We start from the raw sequence: 19,898 nt of genomic DNA, 5'->3' as shown, positions 1-19,898 counted from the left end.
CCGCGCAATCACCATGCTAGAGAGCGCAATTACGGGAAAGTAAACTCAAGAATGAGGAGCCTGCATCAGTTCTTATGGCGAGATGCAGGTTAACAGGAGGGGTATAAAGATTTTCTAAAAAGAAATGCTCTATGCGTAAAGAGGGCGTATAAATTGATGCTGTGCGGCTGAGATTGAAGGCACAGGGTTATTAATTTAACTCTTTATTTATCAAATGGTTAAATTACATTTGTATAAATCACTTTAATTAAAATTGCGCCTTGTATCTTAGGCGCAATGAACATTACGTCTAATGACACCCGCCACTATGTGAGCCAAGATTCTTGGGATCAGCATCTTCCGCACTCGCCAGATTTTGCAGAATGCCGCAAGCCTCGACCGACTGTATGGTCAGGCAACTATTGCGCAATTCCTTTAACTCTATCTGCAATGTCTTCAATTCCTTGATGCGATTGGCGACGTGTTCTATGTGTCTATCGAGCAAGGTATTCACGCCGGCGCAGTTACCTTCAGGCGTATCCTGAAACGCAAGCAGGGTGCGTATCTCATCCAGCGTCATATCCAGCGAGCGGCAATGACGGATGAATTGCAATCTTTTGACATGCTCTTCGCCATACAAGCGGTAATTGCTGGCCGAGCGGGATGCCTGCGGCAGCAGATTCTGCTGCTCGTAATAGCGGATAGTTTCTACCGAGGAGCCGGTTTGGGTCGCCAATTCGCCGATTTTCAGTGCTTGTTGCGTCATTTGATAGCCTCTAGGCAAGATAATCTAAAAAGCGCTTGACCCTGTAGTGACTACAGGGTCTCTAATGACAATAGTGACGCAATCATCGATTTGCAAGGAGAATATTTATGCACTGTTGTGACCATGATCATAGCCACACAGAAAACCAGCCATCCGCAGCGCCGGAGATGGTGGCGAGCGGTGCTGCGCAAGCAGTTTTGCTGATCCAGAAAATGGATTGCCCGACAGAAGAGAAGCTGATCCGTGATCGTTTCAACAAGATGGATGGCATCGTCGGCATGCAGTTCAATCTGATGCAACGTGAGTTAACCGTGCATCACAATTTGCCGTCAGTCGCATCGATAGTGAGCGCGCTGAAGAAACTCGATCTCGATCCTGTCGTGAAATCCGATACTCAGAATCTGGAACGCGAAGGTCTGGCCGATCACGGTGAATTATCTGGTGACTATCGCATCTCACCATTGAAATGGACCTTGATGGCAATTTCCGGCGTAACGGCGATTGCTTCTGAAGTCGTGGCCTGGACTACCGGTGTGGAAACGTCGTGGATAGTCATTTCACTGGCATTGATCGCGATTCTGACTGGTGGTCTGGATACCCTTAAAAAGGGTTGGATCGCCTTGCGCCATTTTTCCCTGAACATGAACTTCCTGATGTCGCTTGCCGTCATCGGCGCGATTCTGATTGGGCAGTGGCCGGAAGCTGCGGTCGTGATCTTCCTCTTCGCTGCGGCAGAAATGATAGAAGCCTTGTCACTGGATCGCGCACGTAATGCGATCAAAGGCTTGATGGCAATGACGCCGGAAATGGCAACTGTTCGTAACGACAGTAATGAATGGTTGCCTGTCGCAGCAACAGCAGTGCAACTGGATGCCATCGTGCGCGTAAAGCCGGGCGAGCGCGTGCCGCTGGACGGCATCATCGTTGATGGACAAAGCACGATCAATCAGGCACCGATTACCGGTGAAAGCATGCCGGTTGCCAAGCAAAGCGGCGATACCGTTTTTGCCGGTACGATCAATGAACGTGGCACTTTCGATTATCGCGTGACCGCCTTGCAATCGAACTCCACTCTGGCGCGCATCATCAAGAGCGTGCAGCAAGTGCAGGGCGAGCGTGCACCTACGCAACGTTTTGTTGATCAATTTGCGCGCTATTACATTCCTATCGTGGTCTTGATGGCGGTGCTGGTAGCGATCTTGCCGCCACTGTTGATGGCACAACCGTTTCAACCGTGGTTGTATAAAGCGCTGGTCTTGCTGGTGATTGCCTGCCCATGTGCGCTGGTTATTTCCACGCCTGTAACGGTGGTAAGCGGATTGGCTGCAGCAGCGCGACACGGCATCTTGATCAAGGGCGGCGTGTATCTGGAACTGGGTCGCAAGTTGAAAGCACTGGCGCTGGACAAAACCGGTACGATCACAGTAGGTAAACCAGTCGTCACCGACACCTTGCAGATACACGATGGCGATATCAGCGCGATGTTGCGTCTGGCAGCAAGCCTTGCGCAGCGCTCGGATCATCCGGTTTCATCCGCGGTCGTTGCTTATTGGGAGACTCAGCAATCGTCGAATGCACTGTTTGAAGTCAGCGACTTTGAAGCACTGACCGGTCGCGGCGTACGCGGCACGATAGACGGCAAAGCCTATTACCTGGGCAATCATCGTTTGATACATGAGCTGGGTATTTGCGGTCCTGAGTTGGAAGCGAAGCTGGATGCCTTCGAGCAAACGGGTAAAACGGCAGTCATTCTCGGCTCCGATGAATCGCCTTTGTTGATACTCGCAGCGGCCGACACCATACGCGACACCAGTACCGCTGCCGTCGCCAAGTTGCAAAATTTAGGTGTGAAGGTCGTCATGCTCACCGGCGATAATCCGCATACGGCAGAAGCGATAGGCAGCAAAGTCGGCATAGCCGATGTGCGTGGCAACCAGTTGCCTGAGGATAAATTGACGGCGATTAATGAGCTGATCAATCAATACGGTCACGTAGGTATGGTCGGTGACGGCACCAATGATGCACCTGCGTTGGCCAAGGCAAACATCGGTTTTGCGATGGGCGCTGCTGGCACTGATACCGCGTTGGAAACTGCCGACGTTGCCTTGATGGACGACAACCTGGGCAAGCTGGCTGACTTCATCGGTTTGAGCAAGAAGACGCATGCCGTCCTGATGCAAAACATTGCGCTCGCTCTTGGCATCAAAGCGGTCTTTCTGGTGTTGGCGCTGACAGGTGAGGCAACATTGTGGATGGCTGTGTTTGCCGATATGGGCGCGAGCCTTATCGTGGTCTTTAACGGTTTGCGTCTGCTGCGTGCGGTTTAAAAAGCCGCGTCTCATCCACTGAAATAAAACGATGCTATGATTCAGCCCGTGAAAAGACTGCTGATAATTCTGATGCTGCTGGCTTTGCCGCTCCAGTTTTCCTGGGCGGCAGCGGCTGTCTATTGTCAGCACGAAGAAGCATCGACGACTCAGCATTTTGGTCATCACGAGCACAAACACGACGCTGAAGCTGATCAGCAAATCGAGAAGAGTTCCTTGTCGAAGCTGCACAAGGATTGCGGCTACTGCCATGCAGTCAGCCAGGCATCGTTTCTGATGCAAACAGCACTTCTTGTGATTCCAACCGGTTCGGTTCATGCCGAACTACAGCCACCATCTTTTTCTTCCCATATACCGGACGGCCCCAGACGGCCTGATCGGCACCCCGTCGCTTGACTCGACGGGACGATCTTTTCATCCGCACTTAACTGCATCCTGACGTCTCGTCGAATTCTTTCCCAAACAATAGGAGAATTCGATGTACAGGTATTTCTTGCCGCTAGGCTTGGCGGCGCTTGCGCTGATGCCAGCGTCTGCACAAAACACTAGTTACGGACCCGTTGCGAGCGGCATAACGGCGAACCGTGTCGTGGAACCCGCCGAGGGCATTACTCTGGAGTCCGCGCTGAAGCTGGCACTGGACGGCAATGCAGATTTGTCTGCTGCGCGTAATGAAGCTGCTGCCGTAGACGCGACGATACAACAAGCCGGACTGATACCTAATCCTGAAGTGTCGGTGCAGGTCGAAGACGCACGCCGTGATACGCGTACCACCACCTGGCTGCTGAATCAGCCGATAGAACTGGGTGGCAAGCGTGCGGCGCGTATAGGCGCTGCCAACCGTGCTTACGACACCGCTTATGCCGAGCTCAACACCAAACGTGCCGAGATTCGCGCAGCCGTCATTACAGCTTTCTTCAATGTCTTGAATGCGCAGGAACGCCTGCGTCTGGCCGATGCTTCACTATTGCTGGCACAACGCGGCAGCCTGGTTGCATCACGCCGCGTCGCTGCTGGCAAAGTGTCACCGGTAGAAGAAACCAAGGCGCGTGTAGCGGAAGCCAATGTGCGACTGGAGCTTAGTCAAGCCAAGAGTGAACTCGTGATTGCACGCAAACGCCTAGCTGCAACCTGGGGCAATCCGCTGCCGCGCTTCCAGCAAGCGCAAGGCAATGTGGAGAGCTTGCCTGCATTGCCGCAATGGCCGGAGTTGAATACGCGCCTGGCACAGTCACCTGCATTGACACGCGCACGTCATGAGCTGGAACGGCGACAAGCTATGACCGAGGTGGAAAAGAGCCGACGTGTTCCTGATGTGACCGTCAGCATGGGCGTCAAAAAGAATGGCGAGACTGGCGCCAATCAGGCGGTCGTAGGTTTATCGATTCCATTCCCGATGTTCGATCGCAATCAGGGCAATATCTTGGAAGCCTTGCGTCGTACTGACAAGGCGCGCGATGAATTGGCCGCAACCGAGATCCGACTCGATGGCGAGTTGGCGCAAGCTTACGAACGCTTGAGTACGGCGCGGCAAGAAGCAGAAGCTTTGCAGCGCGATATTTTGCCGGGAGCGCAAAGCGCCTACGATGCCGCCACGACCGGCTTCGAGTTCGGCAAGTTCAACTTCCTCGATGTACTGGATGCGCAACGCACCTTGCTGCAAGCCAGATCGCAATATCTGCGCACCTTGTCCGAAGCCCACAACGCCGCCGCCGAGATCGACCGCATCCTCGGTGAAGCCACTCTTGCTAACAAGCCATAAGAATTCATCATGAAAATCAACTTGAATAAAAAGCAAACCATAGCCATTGCGGCGATCGTCATCGTCGGCTTCCTGTTGGGTGGGCTGATCCTGTTATCAGGAAAAAGCACTTCATCTAGCGAAGATACCCACGGTCATGCTGCAGAGCATGCCGATACCGAACATCATGGAGATGCAAAACAGGATAAACATGCGCATGACGATTCCGATAAGCATGCGGATGGAGAACATCATGAGAAAAAGGCAGAAGGTGACTCGCACGACGCTGAAAACAAGATTGTTTTAACCGATGCGCAGATCACGACTGCCGGCGTAACGCTATTGGCTGCCAATGCCGCACACATCAAGACAGCGCTGATTCTGCCGGGTGAAATCCAATTCAACGAAGACCGCACCGCACACGTCGTGCCGCGTCTGGCTGGCGTGGTGCAAAGCGTGCCAGCCAATCTGGGGCAGCAAGTGAAGAAGGGACAGGTTCTGGCCGTAATTGCCAGCACAGGTTTGTCTGAACAACGCAGTGAATTGTTCGCCGCGCAAAAGCGTTTGACACTAGCCAAGCTGACCTTCGATCGTGAAAAGAAATTATGGCAGGAGAAGATTTCCGCCGAACAGGATTACCTGCAAGCGCAACAAACCTTGCATGAAACCGAAATCGCCGTACAAAACGCACGTCAGAAACTGGCAGCACTCGGTGCCGATGCCGGTTCCTCCGGCGCATTCAATCGCTATGAAATTCGTGCGCCATTCGATGGCATCGTCGTCGAGAAACACATCGCATTAGGCGAAGCGGTCAAGGAAGATGCCAATATCTTCACGCTGTCAGATCTGTCGACAGTCTGGGCAGAGATTGCAGTGCCAGCCAAGGATTTGAATGCCGTGCGCGTAGGCGAAAAAGTAAGAGTGACGGCCAGCGCATTTGATTCCAGCGCTAGCGGCACGATTGCTTACGTCGGCTCTTTGTTGGGCATACAAACACGCACCGCCAAGGCGCGCGTCACTTTGGCTAATCCACAGGGAACCTGGCGTCCAGGTTTGTTCGTCAATGTCGAGATTGTTGCCAACGAGGTCGAGGTACCGGTTGCCGTTGTCGCCGATGCGATTCAGAGCATCAATGACAAACCTGTCGTTTTCGTCAAAGTGGCGGATGGTTTTATCGCACAGGAAGTCACGACAGGCCGCAGTGACGGCAAGTTGATTGAGATCGTCAAGGGATTGAAGGCAGGGGCTGAATATGCCGCTGCCGGCAGCTTCGTCATCAAATCGGAGCTGGGTAAAGCCAGCGCCGAGCATACACATTGATGCGAAGGGATAACGATCATGTTTGAACGTCTCATACGTTTTGCCATCGAGCAGCGTTGGCTGGTGATGCTAGCTGTGGCCGGCATGGCTGCGCTTGGCATCTACAACTATCAACAGTTGCCGATTGATGCAGTGCCAGACATTACTAATGTCCAGGTACAGATCAATACTTCGGCACCTGGTTATTCACCGTTGGAAACTGAACAACGCATTACCTACCCGATAGAAACGGTGATGGCTGGCCTGCCGCATCTGGAGCAAACGCGTTCCCTTTCGCGCTATGGCCTGTCGCAGATCACAGTGATTTTCAAAGACGGCACCGATATTTACTTTGCACGTCAGATGATCAGCGAGCGGATACAGGAGGCACGCCAGAATCTGCCGGCTGGCATTACGCCTTCCATGGGGCCGATTTCGACCGGTCTTGGAGAGATTTATCTATGGACGGTCGAAGCAAAGGAGGGCGCCAAGAAGCCAGATGGCTCGCTCTACACACCGACCGACTTGCGCGAGATACAGGATTGGATCATCAAGCCGCAATTGCGCAATGTGCCGGGCGTGACCGAGATCAATTCTATCGGTGGCTTCGCCAAGGAATATCAGATTGCACCGGTAGCCGAACGGCTAGCTTCCTACGGCCTGACCTTGCAAGACATCGTCACTGCGCTGGAGCGGAATAACGGCAATGTAGGCGCAGGTTATATCGAAAAGCGTGGCGAGCAGTTATTGATACGCGCACCGGGCCAGGTGCAATCGATGGAAGATATAGGCAATATCATCCTCGGCAATGTGCAGGGCGTGCCCATACGCATACGCGATGTTGGTGAAGTTGAAATCGGACGTGAATTGCGTACCGGCGCTGCAACCGAAAATGGCCGTGAAGTGGTACTCGGCACAGTCTTCATGCTGATAGGTCAGAACAGCCGCACCGTATCGCAAGCTGTCGACAAGAAGATGGTGGAAATCAACAAGACCTTGCCTGCAGGTGTACATGCAGTCACGGTTTACGACCGCACGGTCTTGGTCGATAAAGCCATCAATACAGTGAAGAAGAATCTGCTCGAAGGCGCAGTACTGGTCATCGTCGTGCTCTTCCTATTCCTCGGTAACTTCCGCGCAGCCTTGATTACTGCGATGGTGATTCCCTTGTCGATGTTGTTTACCTTCACCGGCATGGTTACGTATCAGGTCAGCGCCAATCTGATGAGTCTGGGCGCGCTTGATTTCGGCATCATCGTCGATGGTGCGGTCGTGATTGTCGAGAACTGCGTACGCAGGTTAGCGCATGCGCAAGCACATCACGGCAGGCCATTGACCAGAAAAGAACGTTTTCATGAAGTCTTTGCAGCGGCGAAAGAAGCTCGTCGTCCATTGATCTTCGGTCAATTGATCATCATGGTGGTGTACCTGCCTATCTTCGCGCTAACTGGCGTGGAAGGGCGTATGTTCCATCCTATGGCCTTCACTGTTGTGATTGCCTTGGTCGGTGCGATGATTTTGTCGATCACTTTCATCCCCGCGGCGGTTGCCTTGTTCATCGGCGACAAAGTCTCTGAGAAAGAAAACGCCTTGATGCTGGCCGCCAAGCGTTGGTATGGTCCCGCGCTGGATAGCGTCCTGCGCAACAAGCCGGTAGTGCTGACCTTTGCCGCTGTACTGGTTGTGTTGTCCGGCTTGCTCGCGACGCGCATGGGGAGTGAATTCGTTCCCAGCTTGAATGAGGGCGATATCGCTATTCAATCCTTGCGCATTCCCGGTACCAGCCTGACGCAATCCGTCGCGATGCAACAGCAATTGGAAATCGCCTTGACCAAGGCGTATCCAGAAATTGAACGTGTGGTTTCCAGAACTGGTACGGCTGAGATTGCTTCTGATCCCATGCCGCCGAATATTTCAGATGGCTTGGTCATGTTGAAGCCGGAGAAGGATTGGCCTGAGCCTAAGAAATCGCGTGAGGAATTACTGGCTGCGATACAGAAAACCGTAGCGCAATTGCCTGGTAATAATTACGAGTTTTCGCAGCCCATTCAATTGCGTTTCAATGAATTGATTTCCGGCGTACGCAGTGATGTCGCCGTTAAATTGTTCGGCGACGATATGGAAGTGCTCAACGATACGGCAGCCAGGATTGCGACTGTAATGGGGAAAATCCCCGGCGCAGCCGAAGTGAAGGTAGAGCAAACCACAGGCTTGCCTATGCTGACCGTCAATATCGATCGAGACAAGACAGCGCGCTACGGCTTGAATGTGGCCGATGTGCAGGACACGGTAGCGATCGCGATAGGAGGGAAGGAAGCCGGTACCTTGTTTAAAGGTGACAGACGCTTCGACATCCTGGTGCGTTTGCCGGAAAACGTGCGCAACGATCTGGAAGCGCTCAAGCGCCTGCCTTTGCCATTGCCACGAGGTCAAAGCGGAGAAAACAGAGCCAGCTATATTCCACTCGGAGAAGTGGCGACACTGGATCTGGCGCCAGGACCGAATCAGGTCAGCCGTGAAAATGGCAAGCGTCGCATTGTGATCAGTTCAAATGTGCGTGGACGTGACATAGGTTCATTTGTCGCCGATGCAGAACAGCAAATCGAGCAACAGGTAAAAATTCCATCCGGCTACTGGATGACTTGGGGCGGACAATTCGAGCAACTGCAATCCGCAACGAAGCGTCTGCAGATTGTGATCCCGGTCGCCTTGCTGATGGTTTTCACCTTGCTGTTCGTCATGTTCGGCAATATGAAGGATGGCTTGCTGGTCTTTAGCGGTATTCCGTTTGCACTAACCGGCGGGATTATTGCCTTGTGGCTGCGTGATATACCGATATCGATTTCGGCTGCCATCGGCTTTATCGCATTGTCGGGTGTGGCGGTATTGAATGGATTGGTAATGATTTCATTCATACGCAGCTTGCGGGAAGAAGGGCGGTCGCTGGCAGATGCGGTGCATGAAGGGGCTTTGACGCGTTTACGTCCGGTATTGATGACGGCTTTGGTTGCCTCGCTTGGTTTTGTTCCTATGGCAATTGCGACCGGAACTGGTGCAGAAGTGCAGCGCCCGTTGGCAACGGTAGTCATAGGCGGCATTCTGTCTTCGACCTTCCTGACGCTGATGGTGTTGCCTCTGTTGTACCGAATGACGTACCGCAAGGAAGATGAGGAGCAAACTGCCGCGAATGTCTGAGCGCGCACATGAAAATGGCCGGGTGGTGCATAATCTAGGGCTTGATCAAAGTCGTTTAGTACGACAGATCACGCCGTGGATGCATGCAGGCAAGTTGAGTACCCCGCAGCATCCGGTCCATCGCATGAAAGGCAGTTCCAGCAGTGAAACCGAGCAGAAACGATCCTTGCCCTTGTGGCAGCGGTAATAAATACAAGAAGTGCTGCGGCAAGGTCATACAGATTGAGCCAGTGCGTCCGGCACGTGCCAGTGATGTCGCGCGCGAGTGCGGCGATTGCACAGCATGTTGTGACGGCTGGTTGAAGTCGACCATTTACGGGCATGAAATGCGTCCGGGCGTGCGCTGTCACTTTGTGCGCGACAGCGGCTGCAGTATTTATGAAACGCGGCCGGATTCTCCTTGTCGTCAATTCGAATGCGGCTGGGTCGATCCAGAAAGTCCTTTCCCGGATGCCTTCAAGCCGACAAAACTGGGCGTGATCATCGTGAAGACAACCTGGCAAGGCAAGCCGGCGTATCGTCTTGCATACGGCGGTCGCGATCTGGATAAGGCGGAACTGGAATGGATGATGAACTTCAGCCAACAAACCAATCGCCCGTTTTTCTACGAGCAAAATGGTCAGACCTTGGGTTATGGACCGGCCGCTTTCCTGGAAGATATGCAAAACAGAATTAAACGCGGTATTCCACTGTTTGAGTCGCATGCATCTGCACGCTGATTAGTGCGGGTGATACGGTAAAGCCGGGCAGCAGTTTTCAATTATTCAAATTTCGGCTTGTCTCGTTTTAACGGGATAAGCCGTTTTTTATGCGTAAAGAGATAGAGAAAATCCTGCGTAGTAAGACACTCTGGCTTCAATTTTCGCGACCTAAGGTGATAGGCGAGCATAGTTTGATGTCAGTAATGCAATGATTTAACTGCGGCCGCGGAAAATATTTATCGTCTACAGCACAGAGCGGCACCCGTATGCGTTTGCTTGATATATGATCGCCGGAATGAAATTTTCTTGAAAGCTGCAGGAATTCCCTGAATGTAAAATGAATCGAGAATTTTTGAAAAGAGAGCTTCTAAATAGTGGCCACAGAGCCATCGAGGGAGATGTTCAAATCAATGTGGGCTGATTGAGATGACAGTTCGTTGAACAATTTTTTGTTTGAGTCGATGCTGTCATGAACAAGTAATGCTTGCTGTCTAACATTGTCCTTCCTTTTTTCAGCGCTATTTTTGATAGCCGGTATATGCCGGTATGTTGTACGCACGGTCGGTCGCGAAAATTTTCAGCGTAGATCGGTGCGATGGCTCTCTTTACCTGATCACAATTAGGCAGTACATGAAACATTCCGTACAAGAGTATTTAGGCAAGCAGGATGACAAGACGCTTTTTGGCGTCGAGAAACATATTCAGCGCTTCAAAGGCGCTTTATTTTTATTAGGTATTGTTCTGCCATTAATTCTGTTTTTTGTATTAGTGGATAACATCAACAATATTTCATTCCTCACAGCTGAACGTGCTTTCTTGTGGTCTCTGCGTGCGTATGCCGAGCCGATGATCGGAGAGATTGCGGACGAAGTCTCGACATTGGTAACGGTCATCAGTCTTTGCATACTGGCTTATTTGATGTATCTACGCTTGTGGCGCGTAGCGTTCTTTTGGCTGGTAGCAATAGGCGGCGCAGCCATTCTTGGTTCTCTCATCAAAACAGTCATTCAACGCACTCGGCCGGATTTATGGTTGGCGGTTTTTCCACATACTTCTTTTGGTTTTCCTAGTGGGCATGCGACACAGTCCATGGCCATCGCATTGGCCTCGGTGATTTTATTGCGCGGCAAGAATTGGGCTCCTATGGCTGTCGCTGCTGGAGTTGGATTCGTTTTGCTGGTTGGCGCATCGCGTATGTACCTTGGCTACCATTACCCAACAGATATTCTGGCTGGTTGGATGTTGTCGTTTGCCTGGGTTACTGCAGTTGCCATGTTGTTCAATACACGCTATCTGACGATTCAATCAAGATAAGCATCTTCCACATCATCTTTACATTCACAACAAATTAAGCTCACAATGAAAGCGCGATGTGTACTAACGTACATTTCGATTGCGCTACATTGTCTACAATGAATTTCCTGCCTAGGATTCATAAAGGAGCTTATATGAGTAACGCAGTTAGAAATAAAACCTCCCTGTTAGCCATAGACCTGATCGAAGAGCAGTTGCGGGTATTGCCGATATCGATAGCAATGATCTTGCGGCCAGTGAAAACTAGCGATGCAGCATCAAGTAACGGACCTATTCTGGTCTTGCCAAGAAAGAACAAGACAGCCAAAACCGGATCAGCCGGGAATATCGTCGTAGGCAATGCGCATGCAGCGACGGTATTGGACTTCGAGGCATCGAATCACGTGCTGTCCGATAATCCACAGCAACAAGCAACGTATCTGCGCGTTGTTATCAGCAACGCCTTATTGGCAATTGGGATGTTCCTGAAAGAACATGAGCTGGCTTCTATGCGCACGCCGGAGATTCAATTTCTGGATCATGTTCTTGATGCGATTCTCAATGCAAACACTTTCCATATCGAGCCTGGCTACATACCCCTGGCGACGTTTGATGGCTTGGTCATCGATAGCAAGTTGAACGGTACTCCTTTGTTTGGGGATGGCGTAACAGAAGGATTCATGGAGTTTGGCGATGCGGTCGCGCTACTTCAATGGCTGGTTCATTACCTGCACGGAGAACGACATTTCGTAAGTGGTGGCGATGCCGGTTGAGGCAAACCTCATAAAAAACACCTCTTTATAGAGGTGTTTTTTATTTGACTATCGATTTTTGAAAACGATTAATTTCAACTATTAAAATAGTGCTATTTAAAGCCTATTTGAAAAAGCAATAAGGTGTTTGAAGCTTGCTGTTGTGGCTGTTATATTAAAAAAAGCCAACCCATACTGGGTCGAATTTGATGTCATCATCGTTCGGGATAGCCATGAAACTGCTGCAAACATCTGCCAGTCTCGTTGTTGCACTCATAGCCTTGTCAGGTTGCGATGGAAAGTCTTCTTCATCGACATCTGCACCAGTCGCAAATCCACCAGTTACCAGTAATTCCGCTCCTGCTGTCACGCCTGCGCCACCAAGCGATATGCCCAGCTCCGTTCCCGGAACAGGGCCAGCCGAAGGCGGCACAGCCATCGGAGGCATGGTCGGTCATCAAGGAAAAGACGGTGCAAAACCGAGCAACACGCCCGATACCCCTGCACCAACCGGCGGCGATGGCACTGTGCCTAAACCTGCATCTTCAGCTTACTAGGAGTCAGACATGGCTCCATCCTTCTTATTACTAGGCTGTACCGAAAAGCAAACGAAGCATGTTTCCCATTTGTTTTTAATCCCATTAAAGCGTGCAGTTAAAACGCGGCAGGAGGTCACACAATGGATATGAATCGAAGGCAATTTTTCCGCGTGAGCGGTGCAGGGCTGATGGCATCCAGCCTGGTTGCACTTGGCTTCTCGCCGACGCTAGCGTTGGCAGAGACGCGCGCTTTCAAGCTGGCACGTACAACCGAGACGCGTAATACCTGTCCGTATTGCTCAGTCGGCTGCGGCATCATCATGTACAGCCTGGGCGACAAAGCCAAGAATGTGACGGCCGAGATCATTCATATCGAAGGCGATCCTGACCATCCAGTCAATCGTGGCACCTTGTGTCCGAAAGGCGCAGGTCTGCTCGACTTTGTACACAGTTCCAATCGTCTGAAATATCCAGAAATACGCGAGCCAGGCAGTACCGAATGGAAGCGCGTTTCCTGGGATACCGCAATGGGGCGTCTGGCCAAGATGATGAAGGAAGATCGCGACGCGAACTTCCTCGCCAACAATGCTGACGGCAAGGTCGTCAATCGCTGGACCAGCACTGGTATGTTGGCAGCGTCCGCATCCTCCAATGAAACCGGCTACATCACCCACAAGGTGATGAGATCGATGGGGATGCTCGTCTTCGACAATCAGGCGAGGGTTTGACACGGTCCTACGGTAGCCAGTCTGGCTCCGACGTTTGGACGAGGTGCGATGACCAACCACTGGGTGGACATCAAAAACGCTGATCTTGTTTTAATCATGGGTGGCAATGCTGCCGAAGCACATCCGTGCGGCTTCAAGTGGGTAATCGAAGCCAAGCATCACAATAAGGCCAAGCTGATCGTTGTCGATCCGCGCTTTACGCGTTCGGCTGCCATGAGCGACTACTACGCGCCTATTCGTGCCGGTAGTGACATCGCCTTCCTCGGTGGTGTGCTCAACTATCTGCTGAGCAACAATAAAATCCAGCAGGAATACGTCAAAAACTATACCAACGCATCCTTCATCGTCGGCGAAGATTACGGCTTTGAGGAAGGCTTGTTTACTGGTTACGACGAAGCTAAACGCCGCTACAACAACAAGAGCTGGGGTTACGAATTAGACGACAAAGGCTTTGCCAAAGTCGATCCGACGATGGAGCACCAACGCTGCGTATTGCAAGTGATGAAGCGTCACTACGCACGCTACACGCCGGAATTGGTCAGCAAAATCACGGGCACGCCTAAGGATAAATTCCTGAAAGTGTGTGAAATGGTTGCGACGACTGCCGTGCCTAACAAGGCCATGACAGTGATGTACGCGCTTGGCTGGACGCAACATAGCCAAGGCTCGCAGATCATACGTACGGCCGCGATCATGCAACTCCTGCTCGGCAATATCGGTATTGCAGGCGGCGGCATGAATGCCTTGCGTGGTCACAGTAATATTCAGGGCTTGACTGATCTCGGACTGCTATCGAATTCATTGCCAGGCTATCTGTCGCTGGCCAACGAAGCAGAACAGGATCTCGACACCTATTACAAACCACGTGCGCTCAAGCCTTTGCGGCCGAATCAGATGAGCTACTGGCAGAACTATCCGAAGTTCTTTGTCAGTCTGCAAAAAGCATGGTGGGGCAATGCGGCTACGGCAGAAAATTCCTGGGCCTTCCACTATCTGCCCAAGCTCGACAAGGTCTACGACGTATTGCAGGCTTTCGAACTGATGAATCAGGGCAAGATGAATGGTTATATTTGCCAGGGCTTCAATCCGGTCGGTTCCTTCCCTAACAAGAAGAAAATTATTGCTGGTTTGTCCAAGCTCAAGTTCCTCGCCATCATCGATCCGCTGAATACGGAAACAGCCGAGTTCTGGAAAAACTATCCTGACCATAACGAGGTAAGCAGCAAGGATATTCAGACCACGGTATTCCGCTTTCCATCGACCTGTTTCGCTGAGGAAGATGGCTCTCTCACCAATTCCGGTCGCTGGCTGCAATGGCACTGGAAGGGCGCGGAACCTATCGCTGAAGCACGTGGCGATGCAGAGATCATCGCTGACTTGTTCCATCGGATGAAGACTGCTTATCAAAAAGATGGCGGTGCTTTCCCTGACCCAATCGTCAACCTGACCTGGCCGTACAAAATACCGCACAGCCCATCAGCGCAAGAACTGGCGATGGAATACAACGGTAAAGCATTGACTGATCTGGTCGATCCGAAAGATGCAACCAAGACGCTGGCCAAGGCTGGTGAACAAGTGTCCGGCTTCGGCTTGTTACGCGACGATGGTAGTACCGCATGCGGTTGCTGGATCTATGCCGGTGCGTGGACGCAAGCCGGCAATCAAATGGCGCGACGCGACAATGCCGATCCGTGGGGCATAGGGCAAACGCTGAACTGGGCATGGGCATGGCCAGCTAACAGACGCATTCTGTACAACGCAGCATCGAGTGCACCTAACGGCAAACCTTGGGATCCTAAGCGCAAGTTGGTTCAATGGAGCGGTACAAGCTGGGGTGGGGCAGACGTGCCTGACATCCGACCTGATGCCAACCCTGATGATCCGGATCGTGTGGAACCGTTCATCATGACCGCGGAAGGTGTCGCTCGCTTGTTTGCACCGACCGGGATGGCTGAAGGCCCATTACCTGAGCATTACGAACCGTTCGAGTCGCCATTGGATAACAATCCTATGCACCCGAACAATCCGAAGGCACGGGCCAATCCTGCAGCGCGTGTTTTCAAAAGCGATATAGATACCTTTGGTACTGCCAAGGATTTCCCTTACGCAGCAACCAGCTATCGCTTGACCGAGCATTTCCACTACTGGACCAAGAACGTACTGACTTCGGCCATTATCCAGCCGCAACAGTTCGTGGAAATTGGCGAGGAACTGGCGAAGGCCAAAGGGATTGCAAATGGGGATTGGGTGAAGGTCTCGTCGAAACGAGGATTTATCAAGTGTGTGGCTTTGGTCAGCAAGCGCATTCCGCAGCTGGATTGCGATGGCAAGAAAGTGGACACAGTGGGATTGCCGAATCACTGGGGATTTGTAGGCGTTGCCAAGCCCGGTTATCTGGTCAATACACTGACCCCATTCGTCGGTGATGCCAACACACAAACGCCAGAATACAAGGCGTTCCTCGTCAACATCGAGAAGGCTTGAAGGAATAATTATGTCCTCACTACAATCTCTTGATATCGCCTTACGCTCGGCCACCACAACGCCAAGTCCGCAAGTACGCAATCATGTGGTCGAAGTTGCCAAGCTGATCGATGTTACAAGCTGTATCGGTTGCAAGGCTTGCCAGGTCGCATGTATGCAGTGGAATGACTTGCGCGACACGGTTGGCGACACGATCGGCACTTACGACAATCCACGTGATCTGACACCGGAGTCATGGACTGTCATGCGCTTTTCCGAAGTCGAGATGCCAACCAAAGACGAAGGCATGCGTCTTGAATGGCTGATACGCAAGGATGGCTGCATGCATTGTGATGAGCCGGGCTGCCTGAAAGCTTGTCCGGCACCGGGTGCCATCGTCAAGTACGAGAATGGCATAGTCGATTTCATTAGCGAAAACTGCATAGGCTGCGGTAATTGCGTGATCGGTTGCCCATTCGACGTGCCCCGCATCAGCAAGAAAGATGACAAGGCCTACAAGTGCTCGCTCTGTTCTGATCGCGTAGGTGTCGGTTTGGAGCCAGCTTGCGTCAAAGCTTGTCCGACCGGTGCGATACGCTTCGGCAGCAAGGAAGACATGCATCACTTCGCTGCTGAACGTGTGGTCGATCTGAAAGAACGCGGTTACGACAAGGCTGGTGTTTACGATCCTCAAGGCGTAGGAGGCACGCACGTCATGTACGTTCTTCAGCATGCCGACAAGCCTGGCTTGTATCACGGTTTGCCAGACAATCCGAGCATCAGCCCATTGGTATCGCTATGGAAGGGAGCAGCAAAACCACTCGCAGTCGCCGCGATGATAGGTGCCGCAGTCGCCGGCTTCTTCCATTACATCAAGGTCGGCCCACTTGATGCCGATGCTGAAGAAGATGACGTCGTTAATCCTGCCTCACCTAAGCCACCAAGCCAGGATGAGCGCGATAAACACAACGCGGATATTGTCTGAGGAGAACCGACATGGCAAAAATTATCGAACGTTATGCCGACCGCATGCGACTCAATCACTGGGCGGTCGCCTTGCTGTTTATCTGCGCAGGTTTATCCGGTCTCGCGATATTCCATCCATCAATGTTCTTTTTCAGCGCACTGTTCGGCGGTGGTTCGTGGACGCGTATTCTGCATCCATTTTTCGGTGTATTGATGGTGCTGGGCTTCGTCTTCCTGTTCCTGCAGGTATGGCGCGACAACTTCTGGACACGCGAAGATAGCGAGTGGGTAAAGAAAGCACCGGAACTGCTCAAAGGCAACGAAGAAGGCATGCCGCCAGTCGGCAAATACAATGCCGGGCAAAAAGTCGTATTCTGGCTTTTCGGCATCAGTCTGGTGTTGCTGCTGGTAACTGGATTCATATTCTGGCGTCCATGGTTTGCAGATATTTTCCCTATCGGCTTGCGGCGTGTTGCGGTGTTGGTGCATGCAATAGCAGCGACAGTGTTGATCTTGAGCGTCATCATTCACGTCTATGCTGCGATCTGGGTAAAAGGATCTGTTCAGGCAATGACACGCGGCACCGTCAGCGAAAAATGGGCACGCCGGCACCATCTTCTTTGGTATCGGAAAATCAGTGGCGAAAAGTAATGTTTGAGGGCACAATCAATTCATGACGATCAGCCAAGTAAGCCCACTACTTAGCCCTGAAGAGATCGCTGTCCGCGCCGGACAGCAGGTGCAGCATCTGCGCTTTCCTGAACGCTTTGACGTGTTTTCTTCACGCGAAGCGCGATTGAGGCAACGTGCTGCATCTCACTCTATGCAGGATTTTCTTCTCTTTGCTGCCGAGCTGGTGCACGCTCAGCACAGCATTCTGCAATCCTATCCTGATGTTGTTTTACCCGATGCTGCGGCCTTGGATGCTGCAGCCAATCTAGGTCAAGCACCTATACCAGCTACGTTGTGGCCGCGTGATCCAAAATGGCGTACGGCGTTCCACAGCATGCTTGATGGTTTGATGCTGCGACTTGCTGGCAACCCCGCGCAAGCTGCCGTGCATGAAGTAAAGCAGATGAGCGATCAAGAGCTGGAACTACAAGCGGATCGTCTGCTCAACAACATCATGTTCGGTTTGAATCTGGCAACAGCATCGTTGATTGCTGCCGGCTTGCAGGCGTACTGGACACACATGTTGCTCGCAACCTTGAAAGCACGTGGCAATGATCAATTAGCGCCGTTCGGACGCATAGCAGATTCCACACGATGTCCTTGTTGCGGCAGTCGCCCAACGGCATCCATATCGCGCGTTGATGCAGACGGCCATTATCGTTATTTGCATTGCTCGCTATGCTCATTGCAATGGCATATGGTGCGCATTAAATGCAGTCATTGCGAAAGCACAAAAGGCATTCATTATCATTCCTTGCAGGCAGTTGAAGATGTAGCGCCGACTGGTTCTAGCTCAGCAAGGAAGGAAGCTATCGAGGTAGAAACCTGCGATGAATGCAATCACTACCTCAAGATAGTCCGCATGGAGCGTGATATCGCAGTCGAGCCTATCGCAGATGATCTTGCATCAGTAACACTCGATCTCCTGGTGTCAGAAGCTGGTTATCAACGTCATGGCGTGAATTTGATGTTGTTGTTCGGCGATCCGGATGGTCCAGATGTCAATGATGGCGGAGGCGGTTAATGGCAGAGACCGGAGAGTCCGTGGTTCACGGCTCGAAGGCCAGGCCTCAGGATCTGCCTTCGATAGATAAACTGCTGCGACTGACAGCAGTCCAGCCCTTGTTGGAAGCACACGGACATACACTCGTTGCAACACAAGCGCGTGTTTTACTCGATAGCTTGCGTGTGCAAGCCTTGGCCGACAACCTGCAACAATCCGATATACAGAACGATGCCTTGAGTGCTGCATTGGCCTTGAGCATCGAAGAGCGTTTAACACCTCGTCTACGTCGCGTGCTCAATCTCACCGGCACTGTGATCCATACCAATCTAGGTCGTTCCGTGTTGCCTCAGGCTGCGATCCGCCATCTCACCGCGATGATGGAAGGGCCGAATAATCTTGAATACGATTTGATCGACGGTGGTCGTGGTGACCGCGACAGCATAGTCGAAGGATTGTTGTGTGACATCACCGGCGCGGAAGCGGCGACCGTCGTCAACAATAATGCTGCAGCGGTATTGCTGTCGATAGCCGCACTGGCTGGCGGACGCGAGGTTGTGGTTTCTCGCGGCGAGTTGGTAGAAATCGGTGGCGCCTTCCGCATGCCGGATGTGATGGCCAGCGCTGGCGCGATCATGGTTGAAGTCGGCACGACCAATCGTACGCATCTCGCCGATTACGAACGTGCAATTACCGCACGTACTGCGATGTTGATGAAGGTGCATACTAGCAATTATGTCGTCGAAGGTTTTACATCTTCGGTATCCGAATCACAACTTGCCGTGCTGGCACGCGAACGTGGCGTGGCATTAGTTACCGATCTGGGAAGCGGCTCGCTGATCGATATGGGGCAACTCGGCTTGCCTCAAGAACCTACGCCACAACAGATGCTGGCAGACGGTTGCGGTGTCGTTACTTTTTCTGGTGATAAATTACTCGGCGGCCCGCAAGCAGGATTGATCGTCGGTGAACGCGATCTGATTACCAAGATACGCAAGTTCCCTATGAAGCGCGCCTTGCGTCTTTCCAAATTACCGTTGGCTGCGCTGGAAGCTACGCTGACGCTATACCTGCAACCTGAATTATTGACGCGTGATTTGCCTACATTACGTTGGCTAACGCGCACGCCGGAACAGGCGGCTGAAACTGCAAATGTTTTGCTGGCACCGATGACTGCGGCATTGGCACCGCGTTATACGGTTGCGGTGCAAACCATGCTCAGCCAGATCGGCTCCGGTTCGTTGCCGGTAGATAGATTGCCGTCGGCTGGCTTGGTAATTTCGCCAGTGTTGTCAGGCAAGCGCGGCACGGGTACTGCACTGGACAATCTAGCGACTGCACTACGAAGTTTGCCATTACCCATCATAGGTCGTGTCGCCGACGACAGTCTCTTGCTGGATTGTCGTTGCCTTGATGATGTGACGGATGTTTTAGCGCAGTTAACTACCTTGCGCGAAAGACTCGCATGATGTCT

The 19,898-nt window shown here is 52.1% G+C and carries 15 protein-coding genes; 14 read left to right on the top strand and 1 reads right to left on the bottom strand.

Annotated elements, in window-relative coordinates; genetic code table 11:
* Nucleotides 1–289: 289 nt before the first annotated feature.
* Nucleotides 290–745 (bottom strand): Cd(II)/Pb(II)-responsive transcriptional regulator, encoded by a 456-nt coding sequence (gene cadR / locus AC07N2_RS14105; protein ID WP_494778813.1) that lies wholly within the window; start codon nucleotides 743–745, stop codon nucleotides 290–292.
* 107 nt (nucleotides 746–852) lie between these two features.
* Here cadR and AC07N2_RS14100 point away from each other — a divergent pair, with 107 nt between their 5' ends.
* The 14 genes from AC07N2_RS14100 to selA all read left to right on the top strand — a co-directional run bounded on the left by AC07N2_RS14100 (nucleotide 853) and on the right by selA (nucleotide 19,893).
* Nucleotides 853–3,072: a heavy metal translocating P-type ATPase gene (locus tag AC07N2_RS14100; protein ID WP_494778812.1), complete on the top strand. Its 2,220-nt coding sequence runs from the start codon at nucleotides 853–855 to the stop codon at nucleotides 3,070–3,072.
* Nucleotides 3,073–3,120: 48 nt separating this feature from the next.
* Nucleotides 3,121–3,468 carry a cation efflux protein, CzcI family gene (czcI, locus tag AC07N2_RS14095; protein WP_494778811.1) on the top strand — a complete coding sequence of 116 codons (348 nt, stop codon included), beginning with the start codon at nucleotides 3,121–3,123 and terminating at the stop codon, nucleotides 3,466–3,468.
* 82 nt (nucleotides 3,469–3,550) lie between these two features.
* On the top strand, nucleotides 3,551–4,834 hold the full coding sequence (locus AC07N2_RS14090) for a TolC family protein (RefSeq protein WP_494778810.1): 1,284 nt from the start codon (nucleotides 3,551–3,553) through the stop codon (nucleotides 4,832–4,834).
* Between the two features lie 9 nt (nucleotides 4,835–4,843).
* A complete protein-coding gene (locus AC07N2_RS14085; RefSeq protein ID WP_494778809.1) occupies nucleotides 4,844–6,133 on the top strand; it encodes an efflux RND transporter periplasmic adaptor subunit in 1,290 nt (429 codons plus the stop codon).
* 18 nt (nucleotides 6,134–6,151) lie between these two features.
* Complete coding sequence (locus AC07N2_RS14080; protein ID WP_494778808.1) at nucleotides 6,152–9,307, top strand: CusA/CzcA family heavy metal efflux RND transporter; 3,156 nt, start codon at nucleotides 6,152–6,154, stop codon at nucleotides 9,305–9,307.
* A gap of 143 nt (nucleotides 9,308–9,450) precedes the next feature.
* Nucleotides 9,451–10,026 carry an SEC-C metal-binding domain-containing protein gene (locus AC07N2_RS14075; protein ID WP_494778807.1) on the top strand — a complete coding sequence of 192 codons (576 nt, stop codon included), beginning with the start codon at nucleotides 9,451–9,453 and terminating at the stop codon, nucleotides 10,024–10,026.
* Nucleotides 10,027–10,638: 612 nt separating this feature from the next.
* On the top strand, nucleotides 10,639–11,322 hold the full coding sequence (locus AC07N2_RS14070) for a phosphatase PAP2 family protein (protein ID WP_494778806.1): 684 nt from the start codon (nucleotides 10,639–10,641) through the stop codon (nucleotides 11,320–11,322).
* A 134-nt stretch (nucleotides 11,323–11,456) separates the two neighbouring features.
* A complete protein-coding gene (locus AC07N2_RS14065) occupies nucleotides 11,457–12,074 on the top strand; it encodes a hypothetical protein (protein WP_494778805.1) in 618 nt (205 codons plus the stop codon).
* A gap of 212 nt (nucleotides 12,075–12,286) precedes the next feature.
* On the top strand, nucleotides 12,287–12,610 hold the full coding sequence (locus tag AC07N2_RS14060) for a hypothetical protein (protein ID WP_494778804.1): 324 nt from the start codon (nucleotides 12,287–12,289) through the stop codon (nucleotides 12,608–12,610).
* Between the two features lie 122 nt (nucleotides 12,611–12,732).
* A complete protein-coding gene (gene fdnG / locus AC07N2_RS14055; RefSeq protein ID WP_494778803.1) occupies nucleotides 12,733–15,804 on the top strand; it encodes a formate dehydrogenase-N subunit alpha in 3,072 nt (1,023 codons plus the stop codon).
* Between the two features lie 10 nt (nucleotides 15,805–15,814).
* Nucleotides 15,815–16,768, top strand: coding sequence for a formate dehydrogenase subunit beta (fdxH, locus tag AC07N2_RS14050; protein ID WP_494778802.1), 954 nt, complete (start codon nucleotides 15,815–15,817; stop codon nucleotides 16,766–16,768).
* 11 nt (nucleotides 16,769–16,779) lie between these two features.
* A complete protein-coding gene (locus AC07N2_RS14045) occupies nucleotides 16,780–17,400 on the top strand; it encodes a formate dehydrogenase subunit gamma (RefSeq protein ID WP_494778801.1) in 621 nt (206 codons plus the stop codon).
* Nucleotides 17,401–17,422: 22 nt separating this feature from the next.
* The gene (gene fdhE, locus AC07N2_RS14040) at nucleotides 17,423–18,445 is read left to right on the top strand and encodes a formate dehydrogenase accessory protein FdhE (protein WP_494778799.1); all 1,023 of its coding nucleotides are present in this window, start codon (nucleotides 17,423–17,425) and stop codon (nucleotides 18,443–18,445) included.
* Nucleotides 18,445–19,893 (top strand): L-seryl-tRNA(Sec) selenium transferase, encoded by a 1,449-nt coding sequence (gene selA / locus AC07N2_RS14035; RefSeq protein ID WP_494778798.1) that lies wholly within the window; start codon nucleotides 18,445–18,447, stop codon nucleotides 19,891–19,893. The genes fdhE and selA overlap by 1 nt, the downstream gene beginning before the upstream one ends.
* Nucleotides 19,894–19,898 lie beyond the last annotated feature (5 nt).

This window comes from Herminiimonas sp. GW821-FHT09C12 (assembly GCF_059416385.1).
The sequence above is the reverse complement of the archived record's forward strand: the minus strand, read 5'-3'. Positions and strand labels throughout refer to the sequence as shown.

What these genes read in the sequence shown, in the direction of transcription:
- cadR (WP_494778813.1), bottom strand. Translation starts at nt 745, where the DNA reads ATGACGCAACAAGCACTGAAAATCGGCGAATTGGCGACCCAAACCGGC.
- AC07N2_RS14100 (WP_494778812.1), top strand. Translation starts at nt 853, where the DNA reads ATGCACTGTTGTGACCATGATCATAGCCACACAGAAAACCAGCCATCC.
- AC07N2_RS14090 (WP_494778810.1), top strand. Translation starts at nt 3,551, where the DNA reads ATGTACAGGTATTTCTTGCCGCTAGGCTTGGCGGCGCTTGCGCTGATG.
- AC07N2_RS14085 (WP_494778809.1), top strand. Translation starts at nt 4,844, where the DNA reads ATGAAAATCAACTTGAATAAAAAGCAAACCATAGCCATTGCGGCGATC.
- AC07N2_RS14080 (WP_494778808.1), top strand. Translation starts at nt 6,152, where the DNA reads ATGTTTGAACGTCTCATACGTTTTGCCATCGAGCAGCGTTGGCTGGTG.
- AC07N2_RS14070 (WP_494778806.1), top strand. Translation starts at nt 10,639, where the DNA reads ATGAAACATTCCGTACAAGAGTATTTAGGCAAGCAGGATGACAAGACG.
- AC07N2_RS14065 (WP_494778805.1), top strand. Translation starts at nt 11,457, where the DNA reads ATGAGTAACGCAGTTAGAAATAAAACCTCCCTGTTAGCCATAGACCTG.
- AC07N2_RS14060 (WP_494778804.1), top strand. Translation starts at nt 12,287, where the DNA reads ATGAAACTGCTGCAAACATCTGCCAGTCTCGTTGTTGCACTCATAGCC.
- fdxH (WP_494778802.1), top strand. Translation starts at nt 15,815, where the DNA reads ATGTCCTCACTACAATCTCTTGATATCGCCTTACGCTCGGCCACCACA.
- AC07N2_RS14045 (WP_494778801.1), top strand. Translation starts at nt 16,780, where the DNA reads ATGGCAAAAATTATCGAACGTTATGCCGACCGCATGCGACTCAATCAC.
- fdhE (WP_494778799.1), top strand. Translation starts at nt 17,423, where the DNA reads ATGACGATCAGCCAAGTAAGCCCACTACTTAGCCCTGAAGAGATCGCT.
- selA (WP_494778798.1), top strand. Translation starts at nt 18,445, where the DNA reads ATGGCAGAGACCGGAGAGTCCGTGGTTCACGGCTCGAAGGCCAGGCCT.